This is a genomic window from Rickettsiales bacterium (assembly GCA_035765535.1).
Taxonomy (GTDB): Bacteria; Pseudomonadota; Alphaproteobacteria; order Rickettsiales; family JABCZZ01; genus JABCZZ01.
The window spans coordinates 213,613-232,300 of the sequence record DASTXE010000003.1; the positions used below are offsets into that span (position 1 = coordinate 213,613).

At 54.4% G+C, this 18,688-nt stretch carries 18 protein-coding genes; 9 read left to right on the plus strand and 9 right to left on the minus strand.

What is annotated here, in order from left to right; translation table 11 throughout:
- The first annotated feature begins 34 nt into the window (after positions 1 to 34).
- A complete protein-coding gene (locus VFT64_03995; protein HEU5046985.1) occupies positions 35 to 1,486 on the plus strand; it encodes an NAD(P)H-hydrate dehydratase in 1,452 nt (483 codons plus the stop codon).
- 4 nt (positions 1,487 to 1,490) lie between these two features.
- Here the strand turns inward: VFT64_03995 and VFT64_04000 are convergent, their stop codons facing one another.
- The 5 genes from VFT64_04000 to VFT64_04020 all read right to left on the minus strand — a co-directional run bounded on the left by VFT64_04000 (position 1,491) and on the right by VFT64_04020 (position 9,261).
- Positions 1,491 to 2,969: a hypothetical protein gene (locus VFT64_04000; GenBank protein HEU5046986.1), complete on the minus strand. Its 1,479-nt coding sequence runs from the start codon at positions 2,967 to 2,969 to the stop codon at positions 1,491 to 1,493.
- Between the two features lie 136 nt (positions 2,970 to 3,105).
- The gene (locus VFT64_04005; GenBank protein HEU5046987.1) at positions 3,106 to 4,593 is read right to left on the minus strand and encodes an amino acid permease; all 1,488 of its coding nucleotides are present in this window, start codon (positions 4,591 to 4,593) and stop codon (positions 3,106 to 3,108) included.
- A 75-nt stretch (positions 4,594 to 4,668) separates the two neighbouring features.
- Positions 4,669 to 6,552: a nucleoside-diphosphate sugar epimerase/dehydratase gene (locus VFT64_04010; protein ID HEU5046988.1), complete on the minus strand. Its 1,884-nt coding sequence runs from the start codon at positions 6,550 to 6,552 to the stop codon at positions 4,669 to 4,671.
- Positions 6,553 to 6,611: 59 nt separating this feature from the next.
- Complete coding sequence (locus VFT64_04015) at positions 6,612 to 8,456, minus strand: 6-bladed beta-propeller (GenBank protein ID HEU5046989.1); 1,845 nt, start codon at positions 8,454 to 8,456, stop codon at positions 6,612 to 6,614.
- Positions 8,457 to 8,466: 10 nt separating this feature from the next.
- Positions 8,467 to 9,261: a prepilin peptidase gene (locus tag VFT64_04020; protein HEU5046990.1), complete on the minus strand. Its 795-nt coding sequence runs from the start codon at positions 9,259 to 9,261 to the stop codon at positions 8,467 to 8,469.
- A 93-nt stretch (positions 9,262 to 9,354) separates the two neighbouring features.
- On the opposite strand from VFT64_04020, the gene rpiB reads away from it, so the two are divergent.
- From rpiB to VFT64_04060, 8 genes are all read left to right on the plus strand, one after another.
- Positions 9,355 to 9,792, plus strand: coding sequence for a ribose 5-phosphate isomerase B (gene rpiB / locus VFT64_04025; GenBank protein ID HEU5046991.1), 438 nt, complete (start codon positions 9,355 to 9,357; stop codon positions 9,790 to 9,792).
- Positions 9,789 to 10,289 (plus strand): hypothetical protein, encoded by a 501-nt coding sequence (locus tag VFT64_04030; GenBank protein ID HEU5046992.1) that lies wholly within the window; start codon positions 9,789 to 9,791, stop codon positions 10,287 to 10,289. Before rpiB ends, VFT64_04030 begins: the two co-directional genes overlap by 4 nt.
- Positions 10,290 to 10,305: 16 nt before the next feature.
- On the plus strand, positions 10,306 to 11,304 hold the full coding sequence (gene rfaD / locus VFT64_04035; GenBank protein HEU5046993.1) for an ADP-glyceromanno-heptose 6-epimerase: 999 nt from the start codon (positions 10,306 to 10,308) through the stop codon (positions 11,302 to 11,304).
- Positions 11,305 to 11,306: 2 nt separating this feature from the next.
- The gene (gene lgt, locus VFT64_04040) at positions 11,307 to 12,101 is read left to right on the plus strand and encodes a prolipoprotein diacylglyceryl transferase (protein HEU5046994.1); all 795 of its coding nucleotides are present in this window, start codon (positions 11,307 to 11,309) and stop codon (positions 12,099 to 12,101) included.
- Entirely contained in the window at positions 12,076 to 13,065 is a 990-nt protein-coding gene (locus VFT64_04045) for an SAM-dependent methyltransferase (GenBank protein HEU5046995.1), read from the plus strand. The genes lgt and VFT64_04045 overlap by 26 nt, the downstream gene beginning before the upstream one ends.
- Positions 13,066 to 13,229: 164 nt before the next feature.
- Positions 13,230 to 13,868 (plus strand): CoA transferase subunit A, encoded by a 639-nt coding sequence (locus VFT64_04050; protein HEU5046996.1) that lies wholly within the window; start codon positions 13,230 to 13,232, stop codon positions 13,866 to 13,868.
- 1 nt (position 13,869) lies between these two features.
- Positions 13,870 to 14,496, plus strand: coding sequence for a CoA transferase subunit B (locus VFT64_04055; GenBank protein ID HEU5046997.1), 627 nt, complete (start codon positions 13,870 to 13,872; stop codon positions 14,494 to 14,496).
- Entirely contained in the window at positions 14,493 to 15,326 is an 834-nt protein-coding gene (locus VFT64_04060) for a uracil-DNA glycosylase (protein ID HEU5046998.1), read from the plus strand. Before VFT64_04055 ends, VFT64_04060 begins: the two co-directional genes overlap by 4 nt.
- A gap of 123 nt (positions 15,327 to 15,449) precedes the next feature.
- Here VFT64_04060 and cysK read toward each other — a convergent pair whose 3' ends face one another.
- The 4 genes from cysK to coaBC form a co-directional block, all read right to left on the minus strand.
- Complete coding sequence (cysK, locus tag VFT64_04065; protein HEU5046999.1) at positions 15,450 to 16,433, minus strand: cysteine synthase A; 984 nt, start codon at positions 16,431 to 16,433, stop codon at positions 15,450 to 15,452.
- Positions 16,434 to 16,570: 137 nt separating this feature from the next.
- On the minus strand, positions 16,571 to 17,008 hold the full coding sequence (locus VFT64_04070; protein HEU5047000.1) for an Rrf2 family transcriptional regulator: 438 nt from the start codon (positions 17,006 to 17,008) through the stop codon (positions 16,571 to 16,573).
- The gene (gene dut, locus VFT64_04075; protein ID HEU5047001.1) at positions 17,005 to 17,463 is read right to left on the minus strand and encodes a dUTP diphosphatase; all 459 of its coding nucleotides are present in this window, start codon (positions 17,461 to 17,463) and stop codon (positions 17,005 to 17,007) included. The genes VFT64_04070 and dut overlap by 4 nt, the downstream gene beginning before the upstream one ends.
- On the minus strand, positions 17,460 to 18,662 hold the full coding sequence (gene coaBC, locus VFT64_04080) for a bifunctional phosphopantothenoylcysteine decarboxylase/phosphopantothenate--cysteine ligase CoaBC (GenBank protein ID HEU5047002.1): 1,203 nt from the start codon (positions 18,660 to 18,662) through the stop codon (positions 17,460 to 17,462). The genes dut and coaBC overlap by 4 nt, the downstream gene beginning before the upstream one ends.
- Positions 18,663 to 18,688: the final 26 nt, after the last annotated feature.

The window sequence follows — 18,688 nt, forward strand, 5'->3', positions numbered from 1 at the left end:
TGGCGGCATATTTTCAGCATCCGGAGATGGAACCATGTACACACAGGCCGTGCTCGATAATCGCCGCATGTATGAGGCTGACAGGCTGGCTTCTGCGGCGGGTGTGCCGGGAGTTACACTGATGGAGAATGCTGGCGCTGCCATAGCACAGGAAATCCAGCGGCGCTGGACACCAAGGCAGGTTTGTGTGCTGTGCGGGCCCGGTAATAATGGCGGAGATGGTTTTGTCGTGGCGCGGTTGCTGGCGCAGGCAGGGTGGCCTGTGCGGCTGGGGCTGATATGTGCCCGCGAGCAGTTACGCGGGGATGCAGCGCATCATGCAGTGCAGTGGCAAGGCAAGGCGGAACCTCTTTCGCCTGCGCTTCTGGAAGGAGCGGAACTGGTAGTGGATGCTTTATTCGGCGCGGGGCTGACGCGGCCCTTGGAAGGGGCGGCGAAAGCGATGCTGGAAGAAATTGCATCCCGCGCCGTGCCCGTAATCGCTATCGACGTGCCAAGCGGCGTGATGGGAGATACAGGAGAGGCTTTCGGAGCGATTCAGGCAGCGCTCACCGTCACGTTCTTCTGCAAGAAACCGGCACACCTGCTGCATCCCGGGCGGAAACTGTGCGGTGAAATCGTAGTGGCCGATATCGGCATTCCCGAGCGCGCATTGGAAGAATTGCATCCGGATATATTCGAGAACGGGCCGCAATATTGGCTGCCGCATTTTCCGCATCCGCAAGTGGAGGATCACAAATATACGCGAGGGGCTGCGCTTGTCTATGGCGGTTACCCGATGACCGGAGCGGCGCGTCTTGCTGCCCACGCTGCCGCGCGCACAGGCGCAGGGCTGGTGACGGTCGTTTGCCCGCAGGAAGCATTCTCCATCTATGCGGAAACGCTTACCAGCATTCTGGTGCGTCCGCTGGCAGCAGAGGAAGGATTCAGCGCAGTATTAAAAGATAAACGCTTCACTGCTGCATTACTGGGACCGGGAGCAGGAGTGACAGATAAAATGCGCCACGAAGTGCTGACGGTTTTGGAAAGCGGTGTTGCCACAGTACTGGATGCTGACGCATTGACTTTATTTGAAGGCAGGCATGAAAACCTGCGGCATGCGATTAAACATCCATGCGTGATGACGCCGCACGAAGGCGAATTTAAAAGGATATGCGATATACAAGGTGACAAACTGACCCGTGCGCGCGCAGCAGCAAAAGCTTACGGTGCGGTCATAGTGCTCAAAGGAAGCGACACGGTAATTGCGGCGCCGGATGGCCGTGTTGTGATCAACAGCAATGCTCCGGCAGAGCTTGCAACCGCAGGGGCGGGGGATGTATTGGCAGGTATGGTGCTAGGGTTGCTGGCACAGGGAATGGATGCATTTTTCGCGGCTGCGGCTGCGGTCTGGCTGCATGGTGCAGCGGCTTCGGAGTTCGGACCGGGGCTTATCGCGGAGGACATTGCGGATATGCTGCCGCAAGTTTACCGTTCACTGAAATAGAATATTAAAGAGCAGGGGAACCGGACATGGCCGGGGCAGCTTGAGCCTGTTGCGTGACCACATCGCGCCAGGCTTTGCGCGGAGCGGCATCTGCCTGCTGTGCATTCTGCTGCGGTTCAGCTGGTTTAATCAGCCATGGGTTATTAGTGAGGTCTTTCATGTGGCGCTGTATGCCTTCCTTGATCGTATCCTCGTCCAGATTCAGATTATCTTTGTCGGAAAGATAGCTGGCAATAGTTTCCAGCATGGAAGCGCGTTTTTCCGGAGGGCTGCGTTGGATCAGATCGCCCATGGCGGAGTAAAGGGAAGGATGCAGGCTGGTATCGCTTTCCACGCCTTCACCGTGTCCTTTGGAGGAAAGCGACATCAGTACTTCTGCAAGCAGGTTTGTGACTACGAATCCCCAGCGCCCGAGAAGCGCGCCTATATTCTTCTGTGCGTCTGCTTTCAGGCTTTCCGATGCGCCATTTGCCACTTGGCGCGCAGAGTTGCGTTGTTCAACAAGGGTACTGGTAGTATGTCCGATCGTGCTGAGTCCGAGCAGCAGTCCGGCCGTCCTGAGCGGTTTTTCTTTCACCCATTCCCATGCTCCAGCAATCCCGGTTTTCTTGGGCTCACCTGGCTTAGGGACTTCTTCCGGTATTAAGGAAGCCGCACCTGCAAGCATGGTCACGACACCAAGCGACATATCGCTGATAGCGGTCACGGGGCTTTTAGCAGAGGTGCCTGCTTTTATCTTTCCGTAATCCCGGATGCCCGCCCATAGCACCATACTTCCTGCAACGCCGAAAAGGGAGTTGCCGATCTCTGCCGGGTAACGCTTGCACATGCTCAATATACGGCGGCCGATTGTAGAATTATGTTGGTCGGTAATGGAACGTAGCGCAGCATCGTGCGGAACATTGAAGCCCTTCTGCTCAAGCAGCTTCATCGTGTTATAGGACATGTGACGAAGCTGGATATCAGATTTGTCACCCTTGCCGAAGAAAGTAATAATCGGGCTTCCCAGCGCATAAAAAATGCCGGCCAGCAGGTTTTGCGGGTCTTTTATTCTGGTCTTGCCGTCTGGCCCCTTCGTTATCGAATCTTTATAGCCATAGACCACGAAGCCGATATCTCCGGCCGTATAGGAAAGGCCGCTTAGTCGCAGGGTATTGCTACGCAGTTTATCCTTGAACGAGATTTGATTTTCCGGATTTACCTTGCGTTCAGGCTGGCCGGAAGTAACGCCTTCGCGCTCCAGCAGGCTCAGGAGTTTTTGTCCATTCTTGCCGATATGGCGCACTTCCAGAGCAGCTTTTCCGTTATGGGTAATAGGCGTCCATCGCATGGCGGCGCCGGTAAGCGCTTCCTGCAGCATTTCCAGCTTCTGCGGGGGGGCGTCATCGCGGGCGTGAAGATAAGCGCGTACTCCGCCGCCGCGAGTATGGGTGACGGCCACCTCGTCTATCAAAGAGTCATTGCGGAAACTGTATATAGTCATGCGCTACGCTGCTCTATTCCAAAAAACACTACGTCAATTTGAAGTATACAGGAATTATATGTCAATATGATGACAAACGCGAAAAATAAGACGATTCAGTATGATGGGGATCCTTATATCAAGGAAAAACAGCTATTTATGCTGCGGCATCTCTTGCCATGATGCGTACGACGCTGCGATGGCGGCTATACAGGAAATAAATGAGAAGCCCGATAGGGATATAAAAAATAAACAGCAATATCATCATGTTGATGATTCCAGCCATCAGCCAGATACAGGTGCCGATACCGATAATCGGGGTATAGGGGAAAAACGGTACGCTGAAAACCCGCTTCATGTCCGGACGCTTATATCGCAGGTAAATAACGCTGAAGCAAACAATCGCAAAGGCGAGAAGGGTGCCAAGGCTGACTAGGTCCCCCAGAATATCGATCGGGGTGAGGCCTGCAATAAGCGCAGTCACCGTGCCGACAATGATCGTGTTCCAGTGCGGCGTTTTGAAGCGAGGATGCGTCGTGCTGAAAAAAGCGGGCAGCAAGCGGTCGCGCCCCATGCTGAAGAAGATACGTGTCTGGCCGTAAAGCAGCACAAGCGTGACGGAAAACATGCCGATCACCGCGCCGACCTTCACCACCCATTTGAGCCATCCCACTCCAAGCGTGTCCACAGCGAGTGCCAGCGGATCGGGAACGTTGAGATCGCTGTAATGCACGAGGCCCGTAAGCACTGCGCCTACGAGAATATAAAGCACCGTGCAGATGGCGAGTGAAGCCAGGATGCCGATCGGCATATCACGCTGCGGATTCTTTGCTTCCTGCGCCGCGGTGGAAACGGCTTCAAAGCCGACAAATGCAAAGGAAATGACCGCCGCCGCATGCAGAATGCCCGGCCAGCCGTAATGCGTAACACTGCTGCCGGTTTGTGGGTCGTGGATAACCATAGCCGGGGGAATGAAAGGATGCCACAACGCGGTATTGATATGCGGCAGCCCCACGACTACCAGCAGCACCAGCACGGTGATCTTCAGCATCACGACGATATTATTGACTGTGGCCGATTCCTTGATGCCGATGACCAGTAACACAGTAAGCACCGCAACGGAAGCGGCGGCAGGAAGGTTAAAGGCGCCATGAAAACCAACAGCATGCCAGCCGCCGATATTGGGGTCGTATAAAATGGTGGGGGTCATAAAAATCTCTGGGATTACAACCCCAAAATCCTTCATTAGGCTTACAAAATATCCCGCCCAGCTCACCGCGACCGTAGCGGCAGCGACACCGTATTCCAGGATGAGCAGCCAGCCCATAATCCATGCAGCAAGTTCGCCGAGCGTCGCATAGGCATAAGTATAGGCGCTGCCGCTGACGGGCAGGGTGGAGGCCAGCTCCGCATAGCACAGCGCGGCAAATGCGCAGGCGACAGCGGCAAGCACGAAGGAGATCATGATAGCAGGTCCGGCATAGACGGCGGTCTGCTCGCCGGTAAGCGAGAAAATACCTGCGCCGATAATGCAGCCGATGCCAAGGCTGATAAGATTGAATACCGAAAGCGAGCGATGCAGGGTACAGCTTTCCGCATCTTCCTGGATATGCAGGATGGATTTCTTAATAAACAGATTGCGCATTCAAGCCGGTTTCTTGTTTTCGGTCAGCTTATCTGTAAAGGAGACGGTGCTTACAGGCAACAGCAAATGCACTTCTTAGGCCGTACGGGTATATTCCGGTACAAGCTGCTGAACCAGCGCGATGGCGGAGGAAGTATCCCGTTTCAGGCAGGCATCCTGCAGTTTGCTCAACAAGACATTGATTTCTTTAAGTGAAGCATGGCGAGGATTGGCGAGCCAGATGCTTTCATGTGCAGTCTTAGTGTGTTCTTCAGAGAAATGAAAAAGCTCCTCGAACATTTTCTCACCGGGACGCAACCCCGTAAATTCGATTTTAATATCCTGATGCGGCTTGAGCCCTGCCAGCCGGACCATCTGCTCCGCCAGATCGAGGATGCGCACAGGTTGCCCCATATCCAGCACGTAAATTTCGCCGCTGCGTGAACTGAGCGTAGCGGACTGCATGACGAGTTCCACGGCCTCGCGCACGGTCATAAAGTAACGTACCATTTCCGGATGCGTTACGGTCAGCGGACCGCCACGCGCCAGCTGCTGCTGGAAAAGCGGAATGACGGAGCCGGTAGAGCCCAGCACATTGCCGAACCGTACGGTGACAAAGCGCGTCTTGCCTTTGTACGAAGGATCGCTTCCGAGCGCTTGGCAGTAACTCTCCGCAGCACGCTTGGTTGCACCCATGAGGCTTGAGGGATTGACGGCCTTATCGGTAGAGATCATGACCATGACGAGTGCATGATGTTTGGCGCAAGCCTCCGCGACGCATTGCGTGCCGAACAGGTTGGTGAGCACAGCTTCTTCGGGATTGGCTTCGGCCAGAGGGACGTGCTTAATTGCTGCCGCATGGAAGACCACTTCCGGTTTTTCCTGCGCGAATACGCTGTCCAGATGCGCGCGATCCTTTACATCGCCGATAATGGCTGTGCGCGGCACATGCGGGAAACGCGTGCTGAGTTCCATATCGATCTGGTAGAGCGCATATTCGGACAACTCATACATAATCAGGCGGGACGGAGAAAGATCCGCGATCTGGCGGGTCAGTTCGCTGCCGATCGTGCCGCCGCTGCCTGTTACCAGCACGACTTTGCCGGTAATAAAGGCCCGTACCGGTTCCTTATCATGCACATTCTGCGCGCGGCCGAGCAGGTCTTCCACGGCGATAGGGCGAATATCCATCTTTTCTACCATGCCCTGCTTGAACTCACTCAGGCGCGGCAGTCGTGCAAGAGGCAGCCCGATTTTTTCCGTCACCGCCAGCAAGTGACGAACCTTAGCGCCGTCCAGCGTGTCATAAGTCAGGATGGCGCGCTGTGGCCTCATGCCCTTGGCGGCCAGCTCTTCCACAATCTGCGGCATGTTGTCGGTATTGCCGTAAATACGCACATTGTGAATGGTGCGGCCGATGCGGTTTTCCTTATCGTCGATCATGCCGACCACAACATATTGCGCGGAAGCGCCGGAGCGCGTATCGCGCAGGAAAAGCTCCGCCCGTTCACCCGATCCGATTAATAGCACGGGGATGCGGTTTTCCGCGCGCAGGCTGGTGTGCAGCCCAAGCCTTCTGTCACGCCAGATCCGGTAAGCAAAACGCGGCGCACCCAGCAATGCAATCAGCAGGAGCCATTGGATGAAAGGAACCGAACGCGGCATTTCTTCCAGGCGGTTGCAGATGAACAATGCAAGATAAAACAGCAAAAGTGCGATGGTAACGGATTTAACAATGGCGATGAGGTCCGGTATGGAAGTATAGCGCCACAGGCCTCGGTAAAGACGCATGACATAAAATACGCCGAACGACACGAATGCGCAGAGCACAACGCCGAAAATGACTTGCCTCAGGCTGGTGTAATGGCTGAGTCCGTTACCGAGCCGGAGCGTCAGCGCCAGATAAAAGCTCAGGCCTGCCATGAGCATGTCATGCAGTGCAGTCCAGAAATGGCGTGTATGGCGAAGAAAAAGACGCATGGAAGCAATGCGTATTATATTCTTACGGCTGTGGCAATGTTTTTACGAAAGAGGCGGTATTAACGGAAAGTGATCGCGAGCCCGTCCGCAGCGAGGGAACTATAGGTGGTGCAAGATCCCGAAGTCGTGCATTGCTGCAGCTGCACGGCATCCGTCCCCAGCCAGATATTGCCGCGCGGATCGAACCCGATGCCTTCCGGGCCGGCAGCCACAGAGAATTTGGCAAGATAAGCGCCCGCTGCGCTGAATTCTTGTACGCGCGCATTATCAGGAGACTGTATGCTGAAGCCGCTGCCGTAACGGATGCTCCAGTTGCTTTCCGTGACCCAGATGTTGCCGCCTTTGTCGATAGCGATAAATTGCGGCCAGTTCAGCATGCCGTTGCCGCTGCCATACCCGCCGATAGTGCTTCCGCCGCCGTCCCCGGTAGAACAGCCGGTGACGCCGTTATAGCCGCAGCCGATGCCCATCAGGAATGTTCCGGAGCTACTGAACTTCTCAAGCCGGTTATTATTGCGGTCTACCACCCAGACATTGCCGGAAGCATCCGCCGCTATACCTTGGGGATATTTAAAAGCGCCATTGGCGTAACTGCTTGCGCCTATCGAACAGCTGCTCGCGGTATAACCGCAGCCTAGGGAAAGCAGGTAATTGCCGTTACTGTCAAACTTCTGTACGCGGTGATTGCCTGTATCCACAACCCATATATTGCCGCTGGGATCGATAGTAATGCCTACGGGAGAATTGAACTGGCCGTTACCGCTGCCGCTGCTGCCAACCGCGCCGCTGACGCCGTTGTAGCTCGCGCCGATACCGCTGACATAAGCGCCGGTTTTATCGAATACCTGCACACGGTTGTGGTTTATGTCTACGACATATACATTCCCTCTGCTGTCGAAAGCCACGCTGGTGACACCATTGAGATATCCGTTCGTGGTTCCGGCATTGGCGGTACCGAGAGTGCCTTGCGAATAGGGCTGAAAATCAAACTTTTTGACATTTTGTATACCAGGATTAGCTTGAAAACCATAAATACCGGGACAGGTTTGTCCGGCAGGATCCCAGTCGGCCTGCATCTGCCAGCGTTCCCTATATTCTACGATATCGTTAAAATCCCACAGCGAACTGGTTTTGCTGATGGCGTTATAGGTGAAAGGCGTTTGCTGCACGTAGACTGGCGTATAAGAACCGCTATTATAAGTACCGGTACTGCTGCAATGGCAGTTGGTGAGTTCATCGAGATTGAGAGCTCCGGCATTATAAACCGTGCCGTTCTGTGTGAAGCCGCCATGGCCGTTAGCTCCCTGGCTAATCAAAGCATAGATAGCGCCCGAGCTTTTAACAGTGCTGGCACCCGCGGCAGCAGGCGGTCCGGTAAGTATTTTAATCGCGCCGCATACAGCTCCGGTCTGAGTGCCGCTGAAAGCATGCGTCATGGTCATATTGACGTCGACGGCGTAACGGAATCTGCGTCCCCATCCGTCATACATGAAATCACTGGGAATACCGAGCGTTGCAGTGGGGACGGCACCTTCTGCGCCTTGAACTCCCGTATTGACAGTGCCATACCCGACGGCATTGGCTGCCGGGGTACCGCCCGTACAAGCACCATTACCTACCGTGCCGGAAGTGCTGCCTGCTTCATAGCCGTATTTCAAATCACTAGGAAGCAGCGTCAAACTCGCCGGGCAGGGAAGACGGTCGTTCGCTTTGCGGAATGCGAGCAGCGCCTGCTCGATCGCGTCCATCTTTTTGTAAGTAGCGGTGAGACGGGCGCTGGCGATAACGGAAATACCGCTGGAAACGGCCATGCCGGTAATCAGCGCGATAATCAGCAGCACCACGGAAAGTTCTACGAGGGAGAAACCGGCACGTTGACGTGACCGGGAAAGGGAGTCTTTCATAACAGGCAAACTAAGAAGCATGATGTATAACCCGCTGTAGCAATTCCATCATATCAGGAAACAGGACATTGATAAACAAAGAAACAGCAAGGGCAGGCCCGAACGGGAAAATAGCGCCGCGCCCGGCCAGCCGCCAGAGTAATCCCGTGAAAATACCGATAAGCCCCGAGAAAAACAGGAAAGGCACAAAAGCCGTGAGCGGCAGCCAGCACCCAGCCACGGCCAGGAATTTGACATCCCCGAACCCCAGCGCATCTTTTTTGCGCAAATACAGATAGCCGTAATGCAGCGCCAGCCCTATCGCAAGGCCGGATACTATGCCCACAACAAGATCGGAAACCAGGGTTTCATTGCTTCCGCCGTTATAAAAACGGTAGGCAAGACCCGTCAGCAGCAGGGCAATCTGCACGCCGTCAGGAATAATATAATGCTCCAGATCCGTGACGATGAGGATCGCAAGTTCCGTGGCCAGCAGCATGAGCAGCAGCGCATTAATATCAAGCCCGTGAAAAAACGCGATACCGCAGAACGCAAGGCCTAGTGCCAGCTCGATCAGCGGATAGCGAATACTGACAGGCGCGCCGCAATGGCGGCATTTTCCTTTGTTCCACAGCCAGGACAGAAGCGGGAATAAATCAAGCAGACCAAGTTTTGTATGGCAGTGCGGGCAATAGGACGGTTTGAAAACGATTTCCTGTGAGAGAGGAAGGCGGTGGCTGGCCATGGTCACAAAGCTTCCGATGCAGATGCCGAGCAGAAAAACCAGCGAAAGGAGAAGGTAAGGGCTGTATCCGGCAAAGGTCATAAACGGTCTGTAGCCTAATTTTGTTGCAAAAATCCGCAATTGGTGGCAATAAGCTCTAAGAACATATAACCATATCAGAAACAATTAGTTATAATGACTAAACCTGTAATAGCAATAGCATCCGATCATGCCGGGGTCGAATTGAAATCCGCGGTGAAGCAATGGCTGAAAGAATATGCCGATACCGTAATCGATCTGGGGCCGGATGACGCGGGTGTTTCCGTGGATTACAGCGATTACGGCAATAAACTGGCGGAAACGGTGCTTGCAGGCAAGGCGCAGTTTGGCGTTGCCATTTGCGGTTCCGGTATCGGTATCAGCATCGCTGCTAACCGCCATAAAGGCATCCGTGCTGCCTTGTGCCATAGCGGTATTTCAGCGGCGCTTTCGCGTCAGCATAACAATGCGAATGTGCTCTGCCTTGGCGCGCGCCTGTTATCAACGGAAGTGGCAAAAGAATGCGTGCAGCAATTCTTTACGACCGCATTTGAAGGCGGGCGGCATGAGCGCCGGGTGGAGAAGCTCGGATGAGGGACTTCATAGACTGGATTATCGCCAGCATACATACTTTCCTGTATGGCAGTTCCACGTCTTTAGGTTTACTCAGCAATGTCAGCTACAACAAAATCCTGTTTTGGATATTCATCGTATTCGTCATACGTATGATAACGCTCAGTGTGTTTGAGCGCAGGCCCGGCATACGGATACTGGCAAATCTGGGGGCTGCCATCATATTCTTTGCAATCGCCGCGCCGATGCGCTTCCAGAAGGAAATGCGCCTGGTATCCGAAGCGGCTTTATTCCTCACCTCATTCAATGCGCTTTATATTTTTCTGCTCTGGTTGCCGATACGCATTCAGTACAATCCCAAGGCGGACGAAGAAATTAATGAAATCCTGGCCCACGGCGAGCTTTCCGTGGAGGATAATGAGCGGATCTATAAATTACGCAAGCGCAGCCGTGAAGCGTACGAAAACAATGTCAAGTGGCTATTCAAGCCTGGCAGGGTGAAGAAAGAAAAGTTTTAACGAATCGGAAACGGTCATGATCATGCAGACCATATTGATAACCGGCGGTGCAGGGTTCATCGGCTCCAATATTGCCGCAAAACTCTGCGCGCGCGGTACGCACCGTGTTGTGATATGCGACGCGCTAGGCAGTGACGATAAATGGCGCAATCTGCGCAATGCAAGCGTGTATGAAATCATCCCGCCGGGCAATCTGTTCTACTGGCTGGAAATGTATGCCGGATCGCTTGACGCCGTGATCCATATGGGCGCGATTTCCTCTACCACGGAAACCAATGTCGATCTCATTCTGGAAAACAATCAGACCCTTTCCACGCTTTTGTTCCGCTGGTGTGCTGAAAACTCCAAGCGCTTCATTTATGCCTCCTCCGCTGCGACATATGGCGACGGTACTTTGGGTTTCGACGATGATTTCTCGCTCGCGCATCTGAATAAACTCCGCCCGCTCAATCCGTATGGCTGGAGCAAGCATTTGGTGGACCGCTATATCGCGCAGTCCGTCGAAATGGGCGAGAATCTGCCGCCGCAATATGCAGGGCTGAAATTCTTCAATGTCTACGGCCCTAACGAATACCATAAAGAAGGCCAGAAAAGCGTCGTTGCAACAAAATTTCCGGGCGTGCAGGCCGGGAAATCCGCAACATTGTTCAAGTCATACCACCCTGATTACCGCGACGGCGGCCAGATGCGTGACTTTATTTACGTGCGCGATTGCGTGGACGTAGTGACATGGCTGCTGGATAACCCCAAAGTGTCCGGGCTTTTCAATGTCGGCACAGGCAAGGCGCGCAGCTTCGACGATCTTGCACGCGGTATCTTTGCAGCACTGGGGCGCGAGCCGCAGATCGAATATATCGACATGCCGGAAATACTGCGCGGTAAATACCAGTATTTCACTGAAGCGAAAATGGATCGCCTGCGCCAGGCCGGATATAATGCGCCGTTCACGTCGCTTGAAGACGGTATCCGCGACTATGTGCAGAATTACCTGATGAAAGAGGACCCGTACCTGTAATGCTGGCTTACCCGCATATTTCCCCGGTGGCGCTGCAGCTTGGACCGCTTGTGATCAGATGGTACGCGCTGGCCTATCTGGCGGGGGTGCTGCTCGGCTGGGGACTGGTGGGCAGGCTGAACCAGCGTTCGGAGCCACGCGTGCTGAATACGGCGGCTTATGACGATATCATGATCTGGGCGGTCATGGGCATTATCCTGGGCGGCAGGCTCGGCTATGTGCTGTTCTACAAACCCGATTATTATTTCCAGAATCCGCTGGAAGCGTTCATGGTATGGCATGGCGGGATGTCGTTCCATGGCGGGCTGATCGGCATGCTGGTCGCGATGTACCTGTTCTGCCGCAGCTTCAAGGTCTCCTATATGCGGCTGATGGACATGCTGGCGGTCGTAGCGCCTATTGGCCTGTTCTTCGGGCGCATCGCAAATTTCGTCAACGGCGAACTTTATGGACGTGTGACGAATAGCCAGTTTGGAATGATCTTCCCCGACAGTGATGGCCTGCCGCGCCACCCGAGTCAGTTATACGAAGCGACGCTTGAAGGAATCGTATTATTCCTCATCTTATGCTTTGCGGCATTCTGCACAAAAGCACCCAAACGCACCGGGTTGCTGAGCGGCCTGTTTCTGATCGGCTACAGCATTGCCCGCAGCACCTGCGAGTTGTTCCGTGAGCCGGACTCTTTCATCCATTTTCTGCCGAGCTTTATCACCATGGGCCAGTTGCTCAGCCTGCCCATGCTTCTTCTTGGCCTTTACCTTGTCTTTTTCTATGGAAGCAAGCGAAACGCTCTTTGATTTCATAAGGTCGGAAGGCGCACTCACGGTCGAGCGCTATATGGAGCTGTGCGTGTCGCATTACTATAGCTCGCGTGATCCCTTCGGCAAAGACGGGGACTTTATCACCGCACCGGAAATCAGTCAGGTGTTCGGTGAGCTGATCGGCGCATGGTTGCAGGATATGTGGCAGAATGAAAGTGCCTCGCAATCCATTATCTGCGAAGCAGGGCCGGGCCGCGGAACGCTGATGAAAGATATATTGCGCGTCACGCGTCATTCCGGCCTGCACGAATGCACGGACGTGATGATGGTGGAAGCAAGCCCTGTACTGCGTGAGATACAGGAGCGCACGCTGCGTCATGCACACAAGCGCATACGCTGGCAGGACAATCTTGATAACCTGCCTGAACTGCCGCTGTTCTTTGTCGCAAACGAGTTTTTCGACGCGCTGCCGATCCGCCAGTTTGTAGGCGAACAGGAGCGCATGGTGGAATATACGGAAGAAGGCTTGCGCTTCACACCGGAAGGTGAAGTGACATACGAAGATTCCCCGCTCTCACTCGATATCATTCGTCATATTGCAAGCCATATAGCGCGTTTCGGCGGTGCTGCGCTGATCGTTGATTACGGGTACACAGGCACAACGCACGCGGATACATTGCAGGCTGTGAAGAATCATCAGTATATCTCTGCGCTCGAAACTCCGGGGGAAGCAGACCTGACGGCGCATGTCGATTTTACAGCGCTACGTAACGCAGCAATGGAAACGGGAGCCTGCGTTAGCGAAATAACAGGGCAGGGGCAATTTCTCAAAAGACTGGGTGCGGAATTGCGTGCAGCCGCTTTATGCCGCCATCTTAATCCGGAGCAACAGAAGAACGTGCTTGCCGGAGTGGAGCGCCTCGTTTCACCCACCAAGATGGGCACCTTGTTCAAGGTCATGGCCATCACGACCAATATGGAACGCCCGGCAGGGTTCTAGCAACAGCACTCGCCCCCTGGTTACATGACAATCTCTGCTTGCGAAAAAGGCCGATCCGATAGTATTCTGGCGCGACTTTTTTATACGCTCTGAGTGGAGAAAATACTGTGAACAAACTGTATCCTGATGCGAAATCTGCGCTGGACGGTCTGCTGTCAGACGGCATGACGATTATGTCCGGCGGATTCGGCCTATGCGGCATTCCCGAACATTGTATCCTGGCGATCCGTGAATCGGGCGTCAAAGACCTGAAAATCATCAGCAACAATTGCGGTGTAGACGATTTCGGTCTCGGCCTGTTGCTCAAGACGCGCCAGATCTCGAAAATGGTCTCGTCTTATGTCGGCGAAAATAAAACATTTGAAAAGCAGTTTCTCTCCGGCGAGCTGGAATTGGAGTTCAATCCGCAGGGCACGCTGGCGGAGCGCATCCGCGCTGGCGGTGCAGGCATTCCGGCTTTCTACACGAAGACGGGCTATGGCACCGTGGTTGCGGAAGGTAAAGAAACGCGCGAATTCAACGGCGAGCATTATGTAATGGAAACGGGTCTGAGGGCTGAACTTGCGATTGTGAAAGCCTGGAAATCGGACCGTTCCGGCAATCTCATCTTCCGCAAGACCGCGCGCAACTTCAACCCCATCATGGCGATGGCAGGCAAGATCACCGTGGCCGAGGTGGAAGAACTGGTGGAAGATGGTGAATTGGACTCCGACAACATCCATACGCCGGGCATTTTCGTGCAGCGTATTTTCGTCGGCACGCATTATGAAAAACGCATCGAAAACAGGACGGTGAGGAGCTGATATGTGGTCACGCGATGAAATGTGCAAACGGGCGTCCAAAGAACTTTATGACGGCGCTTATGTGAATCTGGGTATCGGCATGCCCACGCTCGTGGCGAACTTCGTGCCTGCGGGGATGAAGGTCATCCTGCAAAGCGAAAACGGCATGCTCGGCATGGGCCCGTTTCCGACGGAAGCTGAAGTCGACCCCGACCTGATCAATGCGGGCAAGCAGACAGTGAGTGAACTGCCGGACAGCAGCTATTTCGACAGTGCCACTTCGTTCAGCATGATTCGCGGCGGGCATATCGATCTGAGTATTCTGGGCGCGCTGCAGGTTTCCGAAGATGGCGACTTGGCGAACTGGATGGTGCCGGGCAAAATGGTCAAAGGCATGGGCGGCGCGATGGATCTTGTCGCCGGCGTAAAAAAGATTATCGTATTGATGGAGCATAATGCGAAGGACGGCAGCGCAAAACTTGTCAAGAAATGCTCTCTGCCGCTGACGGGCGTGAATGTGGTGGATATGATCATCACCGAATTAGGCGTCTTTGTGATCGACAAGGATGGCTTAAGACTGGTGGAAGTGGCGCCGGATGTGAATGTGGATGAGATTAGAAAAAGAACGGAAGCGTCGTTTATCGTATGATGCAACAGCAGCCGATTGAAATATTGCAATGGTACATTGACGCAGGGGTGGAAGACCTCTCGGAAGATGAACCACGCAATTATTTCACCGCTGTTGCAGCAGCAGAAACATTCACGATGCCTGCGCCGTCCGCGGCGGCATCTGCCCATGAAGATGCTCCTGTCATGCCGGACTGGCGGCAGCAGATGGAAGCGCCCGCTCCCGCATCAGCCGTGCATCATTCGCAGGCGGCAAGCATTGCTGAAGCGCGCACGCTGGCGGACGGTGCGCAGACGCTGGAAGAGTTGAGAGCAGCCGTGACGGCCTTTGAAGGCTGCTCGATCAAGAAGACCGCGAATAAAACGGTTTTCGGCGACGGCAATCCCGAATCGAAACTGATGCTGATAGGCGAAGCGCCCGGAGCGGATGAGGACAGGCAGGGCATTCCGTTCTGCGGCGTGAGCGGCAAATTGCTCGATAAGATGCTCGCTGCGATCGGTTATGACCGTACGAACTACTACATTACAAACACGCTGTTCTGGCGTCCGCCGGGCAATCGCCAGCCAAGTGTGGAAGAACTCGCAACGTGCAAACCGTTCCTGGAAAAACACGTGGCGCTGATCGACCCGGAATTAATCGTGCTGGTAGGCGGTGTGGCGGCAAAGGCAGTGCTTGGGACAGAGCAGGGTATTACACGCCTGCGCGGCAAGAATTATACCTACAGAACGCCTTACGCGGATAAGGAATATAAGGTCTCGATCATCTATCATCCGTCCTACCTGCTTCGCCAGCCCGCGACCAAACGCATTACCTGGCAGGACCTGCTGGCTATAAAGAAGATGTTGGGATAGCTGCTACCCACTCTATAGAAGCAATAGAAAAAGAGCGCGGTCAGCAGGCCGCGCCCTTTAGTCACCGAAGGTGTTAGGCTCATCGCAAAGGCCAGGAGACCTTTGCGGGAGCGATTATACAAATTATTCTGCAAACAGATCCGTCGAGAGGTAACGTTCTGCGCTTGATGCGGCGATGACGACAATCAGCTTGCCTTTCATCTCCGGACGTTTGCCGACTTCAATCGCAGCGGCGATGGTCGCGCCGGAAGAAATGCCGACCGGAATACCTTCATACTTGGCCACTTTGCGGGAAGTGGCGAACGAGGTTTCATTGCCGATGGTGAGTACTTCGTCGATCAGGCTCTTATCCAGAATATCCGGGATGAAACCGGCACCTATACCCTGAATTTTATGCGGGCCGGGTTTTCCGCCGGAGAGTACAGGGCTGTCCTCAGGTTCAACCGCAATGATTTTTATACCCGGTTTTTTCTGCTTCAACACCTGCGCGGTGCCTGTGATGGTTCCGCCCGTGCCTACGCCACTGACAAACACATCCACTTTGCCGTCCGTATCGTTCCAGACTTCGAGCGCCGTGGTGCGGCGGTGGATTTCCGGGTTGGCCGGGTTCTTGAACTGCTGGAGCATCAGCGCGTTGGGATTATTCGCGACGATCTCTTCCGCGCGTTCAATGGAACCGCGCATACCTTTTGCGGCAGGCGTAAGCTCTACCTCAGCGCCGAGGAATTTAAGCATCTTGCGGCGCTCCATTGACATGCTTTCCGGCATCGTGAGAATCAGCTTGTAACCTTTGGCAGCGCAGACAAATGCCAGCGCGATACCGGTATTGCCCGAGGTCGGCTCCACGAGTACGGAATCAGCCTTGAGCTTGCCGGAAGCTTCCGCTGCTTCCACCATCGAAAGCGCAATACGGTCTTTCACGGAGGAAAGCGGATTGAAGAATTCAAGCTTCACGGCGATATCGGCAACTACGCCTTCTTCCTTCGCCAGGCGGTTCAGGCGCACCAGCGGTGTGTTGCCGACAGTGGCGACGATGTTTTCATATATACGGCCGCGGCCCGGTTCGTCGAGCTTAGCCGGTTCGTTTTTCAGTGCGGTGGCAGTCATAACATACTCCTTTGCTTGTTAGTGTAAAAGCTACGCTCTATCTCACGAGGATACGCGGAGGAGCGAAGCGACGACCCCTTTAGAGGGGGTAGGCGAAGCCGTAGGGGGCGATGCACTCGCCCCCTGGCAACAAAAACTCAAATCTCAAAATCGTTTCTCTCATCGCTGGCTTTGCGGATATTAAGCGTTCCGGCCTGCTGATAGAGATCGTTGATGGTGATCTCAGCCATCTGCTCGGCAATATGCTGCTGCAGCGATTTGACAACGGGCAAGATCACCTTGTCACCCAGTGGAGTGGAAGACGGAATATCTTCTTCCTCACCGACAGCCTTAGCGATGTCTGCCAGTGTAATCCTGCGTTTTTCGCGTGCGAGCAGATAGCCACCGTTCGGGCCGCGCACACCTTTCAGTACGCCTTCGCGCACCAGGCGTTGCATGATCTGTTCGAGATAGCGTGGCGGCATATTCTGCTTCTGCGCGATCTCTTTGCTGCTGACGCAGGTATGCGCACCATTATAGGCGATATAGAGCACGGCTTCCAATGCGTAGAAAAGTTTTTTAGGTAACTGGATCATGCGCTCTGTTTCACCTTCGTGCCTGTGGAGCCAAACCCGCCCGTGCCGCGTGCACTTTCCGCAAGCGTTTCCACCTGCTGCCATGTGGCGCGTGTGTAGGGCGCGATAATCATCTGTGCGATGCGCATGCCGCGCGTGACTACAAACGGTTCGCTGCCGTGATTGATAAGGATGACGCCGACTTCGCCGCGGTAATCCGCATCGACCGTGCCGGGAGAATTGAGCACCGTAACGCCGTGTTTCAGCGCGAGGCCGGAACGCGGTCTTACTTGTGCTTCATATCCTTCCGGCAGGGCAATGGCGATGCCGGTTTTGATGAGGGTATAACGCTGCGGAGCAATCGTTACATCCGCATCAACAGCGGCGAGCAAATCCATTCCGGCGCTGTGTTCCGTAGCGTAATGCGGCAGCGGCAGGTCTTGTGCGTGCGGCAGTAAGGTAATGTCGATATTCATGCTTTGCGTTCTCCAAAATGCTGGGTGATTTTCTGTACCAGACGCCTTGCAAGCTCCTGCTTGCTGACAGCGTCCCATATTTCTTTCTGTTTTGCGTTAAGGAACAGCGCGCTGGTTTCCTCGCAGCCGAAGACTTTGCCTTCCGAGACATCGTTCGCGATGATCCAGTCGCAACCCTTGCGCTTGAGTTTTTCTCGCGCGTGCTTTTCCAGCGCTTCCGTTTCAGCGGCGAATCCCACAACCAGCTTCGGACGCTGGCGCTTAAGCGTGGAGAAATGCTGCAGCAGATCCGGATTCAGTGCTAACTCGATCGCAGGCGCCGTGCCATTGGCACGCTTTTTAAGCTTCTGCTCAAACGGCTTCGCAACATGCCAGTCTGCGACCGCTGCGCAGAACACGGCAATATCGGAAGGTAATGCTGCTTTGCAGGCATCCAGCATTTCCTGCGCCGTCTGCACGCGCACGACGTCGAATTCTTTCGGCAGATGCTCCGAAGCCGGACCGCTGATAAGCGTGACTGTCGCGCCAGCTTCATGCAGCGCTTTTGCAATAGCGTTACCCTGCTTGCCGGAAGAACGGTTGCCGATGAAACGCACCGGATCGATCGGTTCATAAGTAGGGCCGCTGGTAACAAAAGCACGCAAACCTTGCAGCGGCTTTTTACCTTCCAGCAAAGTGATAAGACGCTGTGCGATAACTTCAGGATCAGCCAGTCTTCCTTCGCCTACTTCACCGCAGGCGAGATTGCCGCTCGCCGGTTCAATGATACTGATACCGTCCTTGCGTAGCTGCGTAAGATTGCGCTTCGTTGCGGGGTGTTCCCACATACGGCTGTTCATGGCCGGAGCGATAACGACAGGCTTGTCCGTAGCAAGCAGGGTGGTGGTTGCCAGATCGTCCGCCAAGCCGTTCGCCATTTTAGCAATAATGTCCGCACTCGCAGGCAGCACGGCAACAAGGTCGTGTTCACGCGAAAGACGGATATGACCCATTTCATGCTCATCCTTCAGCGAGAACAGATCGCTATAAACGGCCTCGCCCGATAGTGCAGCAACGGAAAGCGGAGTGACGAATTCCGCTCCGCCTTTGGTCAGGATACAGGTCACACGTACATTGTGCTCGCGTAACCGTCGGATCACGTCGAGCGCCTTGTATGCGGCGATGCTGCCCGTGATAATTAAGAGAATAGATTTGCTCATAGAAGGATGTACAATTTTGTATTATA

Excerpts from the sequence above, each read along its gene's own strand:
- VFT64_03995 (HEU5046985.1), top strand. The coding sequence starts at position 35 with ATGTACACACAGGCCGTGCTCGATAATCGCCGCATGTATGAGGCTGAC.
- VFT64_04000 (HEU5046986.1), bottom strand. The coding sequence starts at position 2,969 with ATGACTATATACAGTTTCCGCAATGACTCTTTGATAGACGAGGTGGCC.
- VFT64_04005 (HEU5046987.1), bottom strand. The coding sequence starts at position 4,593 with ATGCGCAATCTGTTTATTAAGAAATCCATCCTGCATATCCAGGAAGAT.
- VFT64_04010 (HEU5046988.1), bottom strand. The coding sequence starts at position 6,552 with ATGCGTCTTTTTCTTCGCCATACACGCCATTTCTGGACTGCACTGCAT.
- VFT64_04015 (HEU5046989.1), bottom strand. The coding sequence starts at position 8,456 with ATGAAAGACTCCCTTTCCCGGTCACGTCAACGTGCCGGTTTCTCCCTC.
- VFT64_04020 (HEU5046990.1), bottom strand. The coding sequence starts at position 9,261 with ATGACCTTTGCCGGATACAGCCCTTACCTTCTCCTTTCGCTGGTTTTT.
- rpiB (HEU5046991.1), top strand. The coding sequence starts at position 9,355 with ATGACTAAACCTGTAATAGCAATAGCATCCGATCATGCCGGGGTCGAA.
- VFT64_04030 (HEU5046992.1), top strand. The coding sequence starts at position 9,789 with ATGAGGGACTTCATAGACTGGATTATCGCCAGCATACATACTTTCCTG.
- rfaD (HEU5046993.1), top strand. The coding sequence starts at position 10,306 with ATGATCATGCAGACCATATTGATAACCGGCGGTGCAGGGTTCATCGGC.
- VFT64_04045 (HEU5046995.1), top strand. The coding sequence starts at position 12,076 with ATGGAAGCAAGCGAAACGCTCTTTGATTTCATAAGGTCGGAAGGCGCA.
- VFT64_04050 (HEU5046996.1), top strand. The coding sequence starts at position 13,230 with ATGACGATTATGTCCGGCGGATTCGGCCTATGCGGCATTCCCGAACAT.
- VFT64_04055 (HEU5046997.1), top strand. The coding sequence starts at position 13,870 with ATGTGGTCACGCGATGAAATGTGCAAACGGGCGTCCAAAGAACTTTAT.
- VFT64_04060 (HEU5046998.1), top strand. The coding sequence starts at position 14,493 with ATGATGCAACAGCAGCCGATTGAAATATTGCAATGGTACATTGACGCA.
- cysK (HEU5046999.1), bottom strand. The coding sequence starts at position 16,433 with ATGACTGCCACCGCACTGAAAAACGAACCGGCTAAGCTCGACGAACCG.
- VFT64_04070 (HEU5047000.1), bottom strand. The coding sequence starts at position 17,008 with ATGATCCAGTTACCTAAAAAACTTTTCTACGCATTGGAAGCCGTGCTC.
- dut (HEU5047001.1), bottom strand. The coding sequence starts at position 17,463 with ATGAATATCGACATTACCTTACTGCCGCACGCACAAGACCTGCCGCTG.
- coaBC (HEU5047002.1), bottom strand. The coding sequence starts at position 18,662 with ATGAGCAAATCTATTCTCTTAATTATCACGGGCAGCATCGCCGCATAC.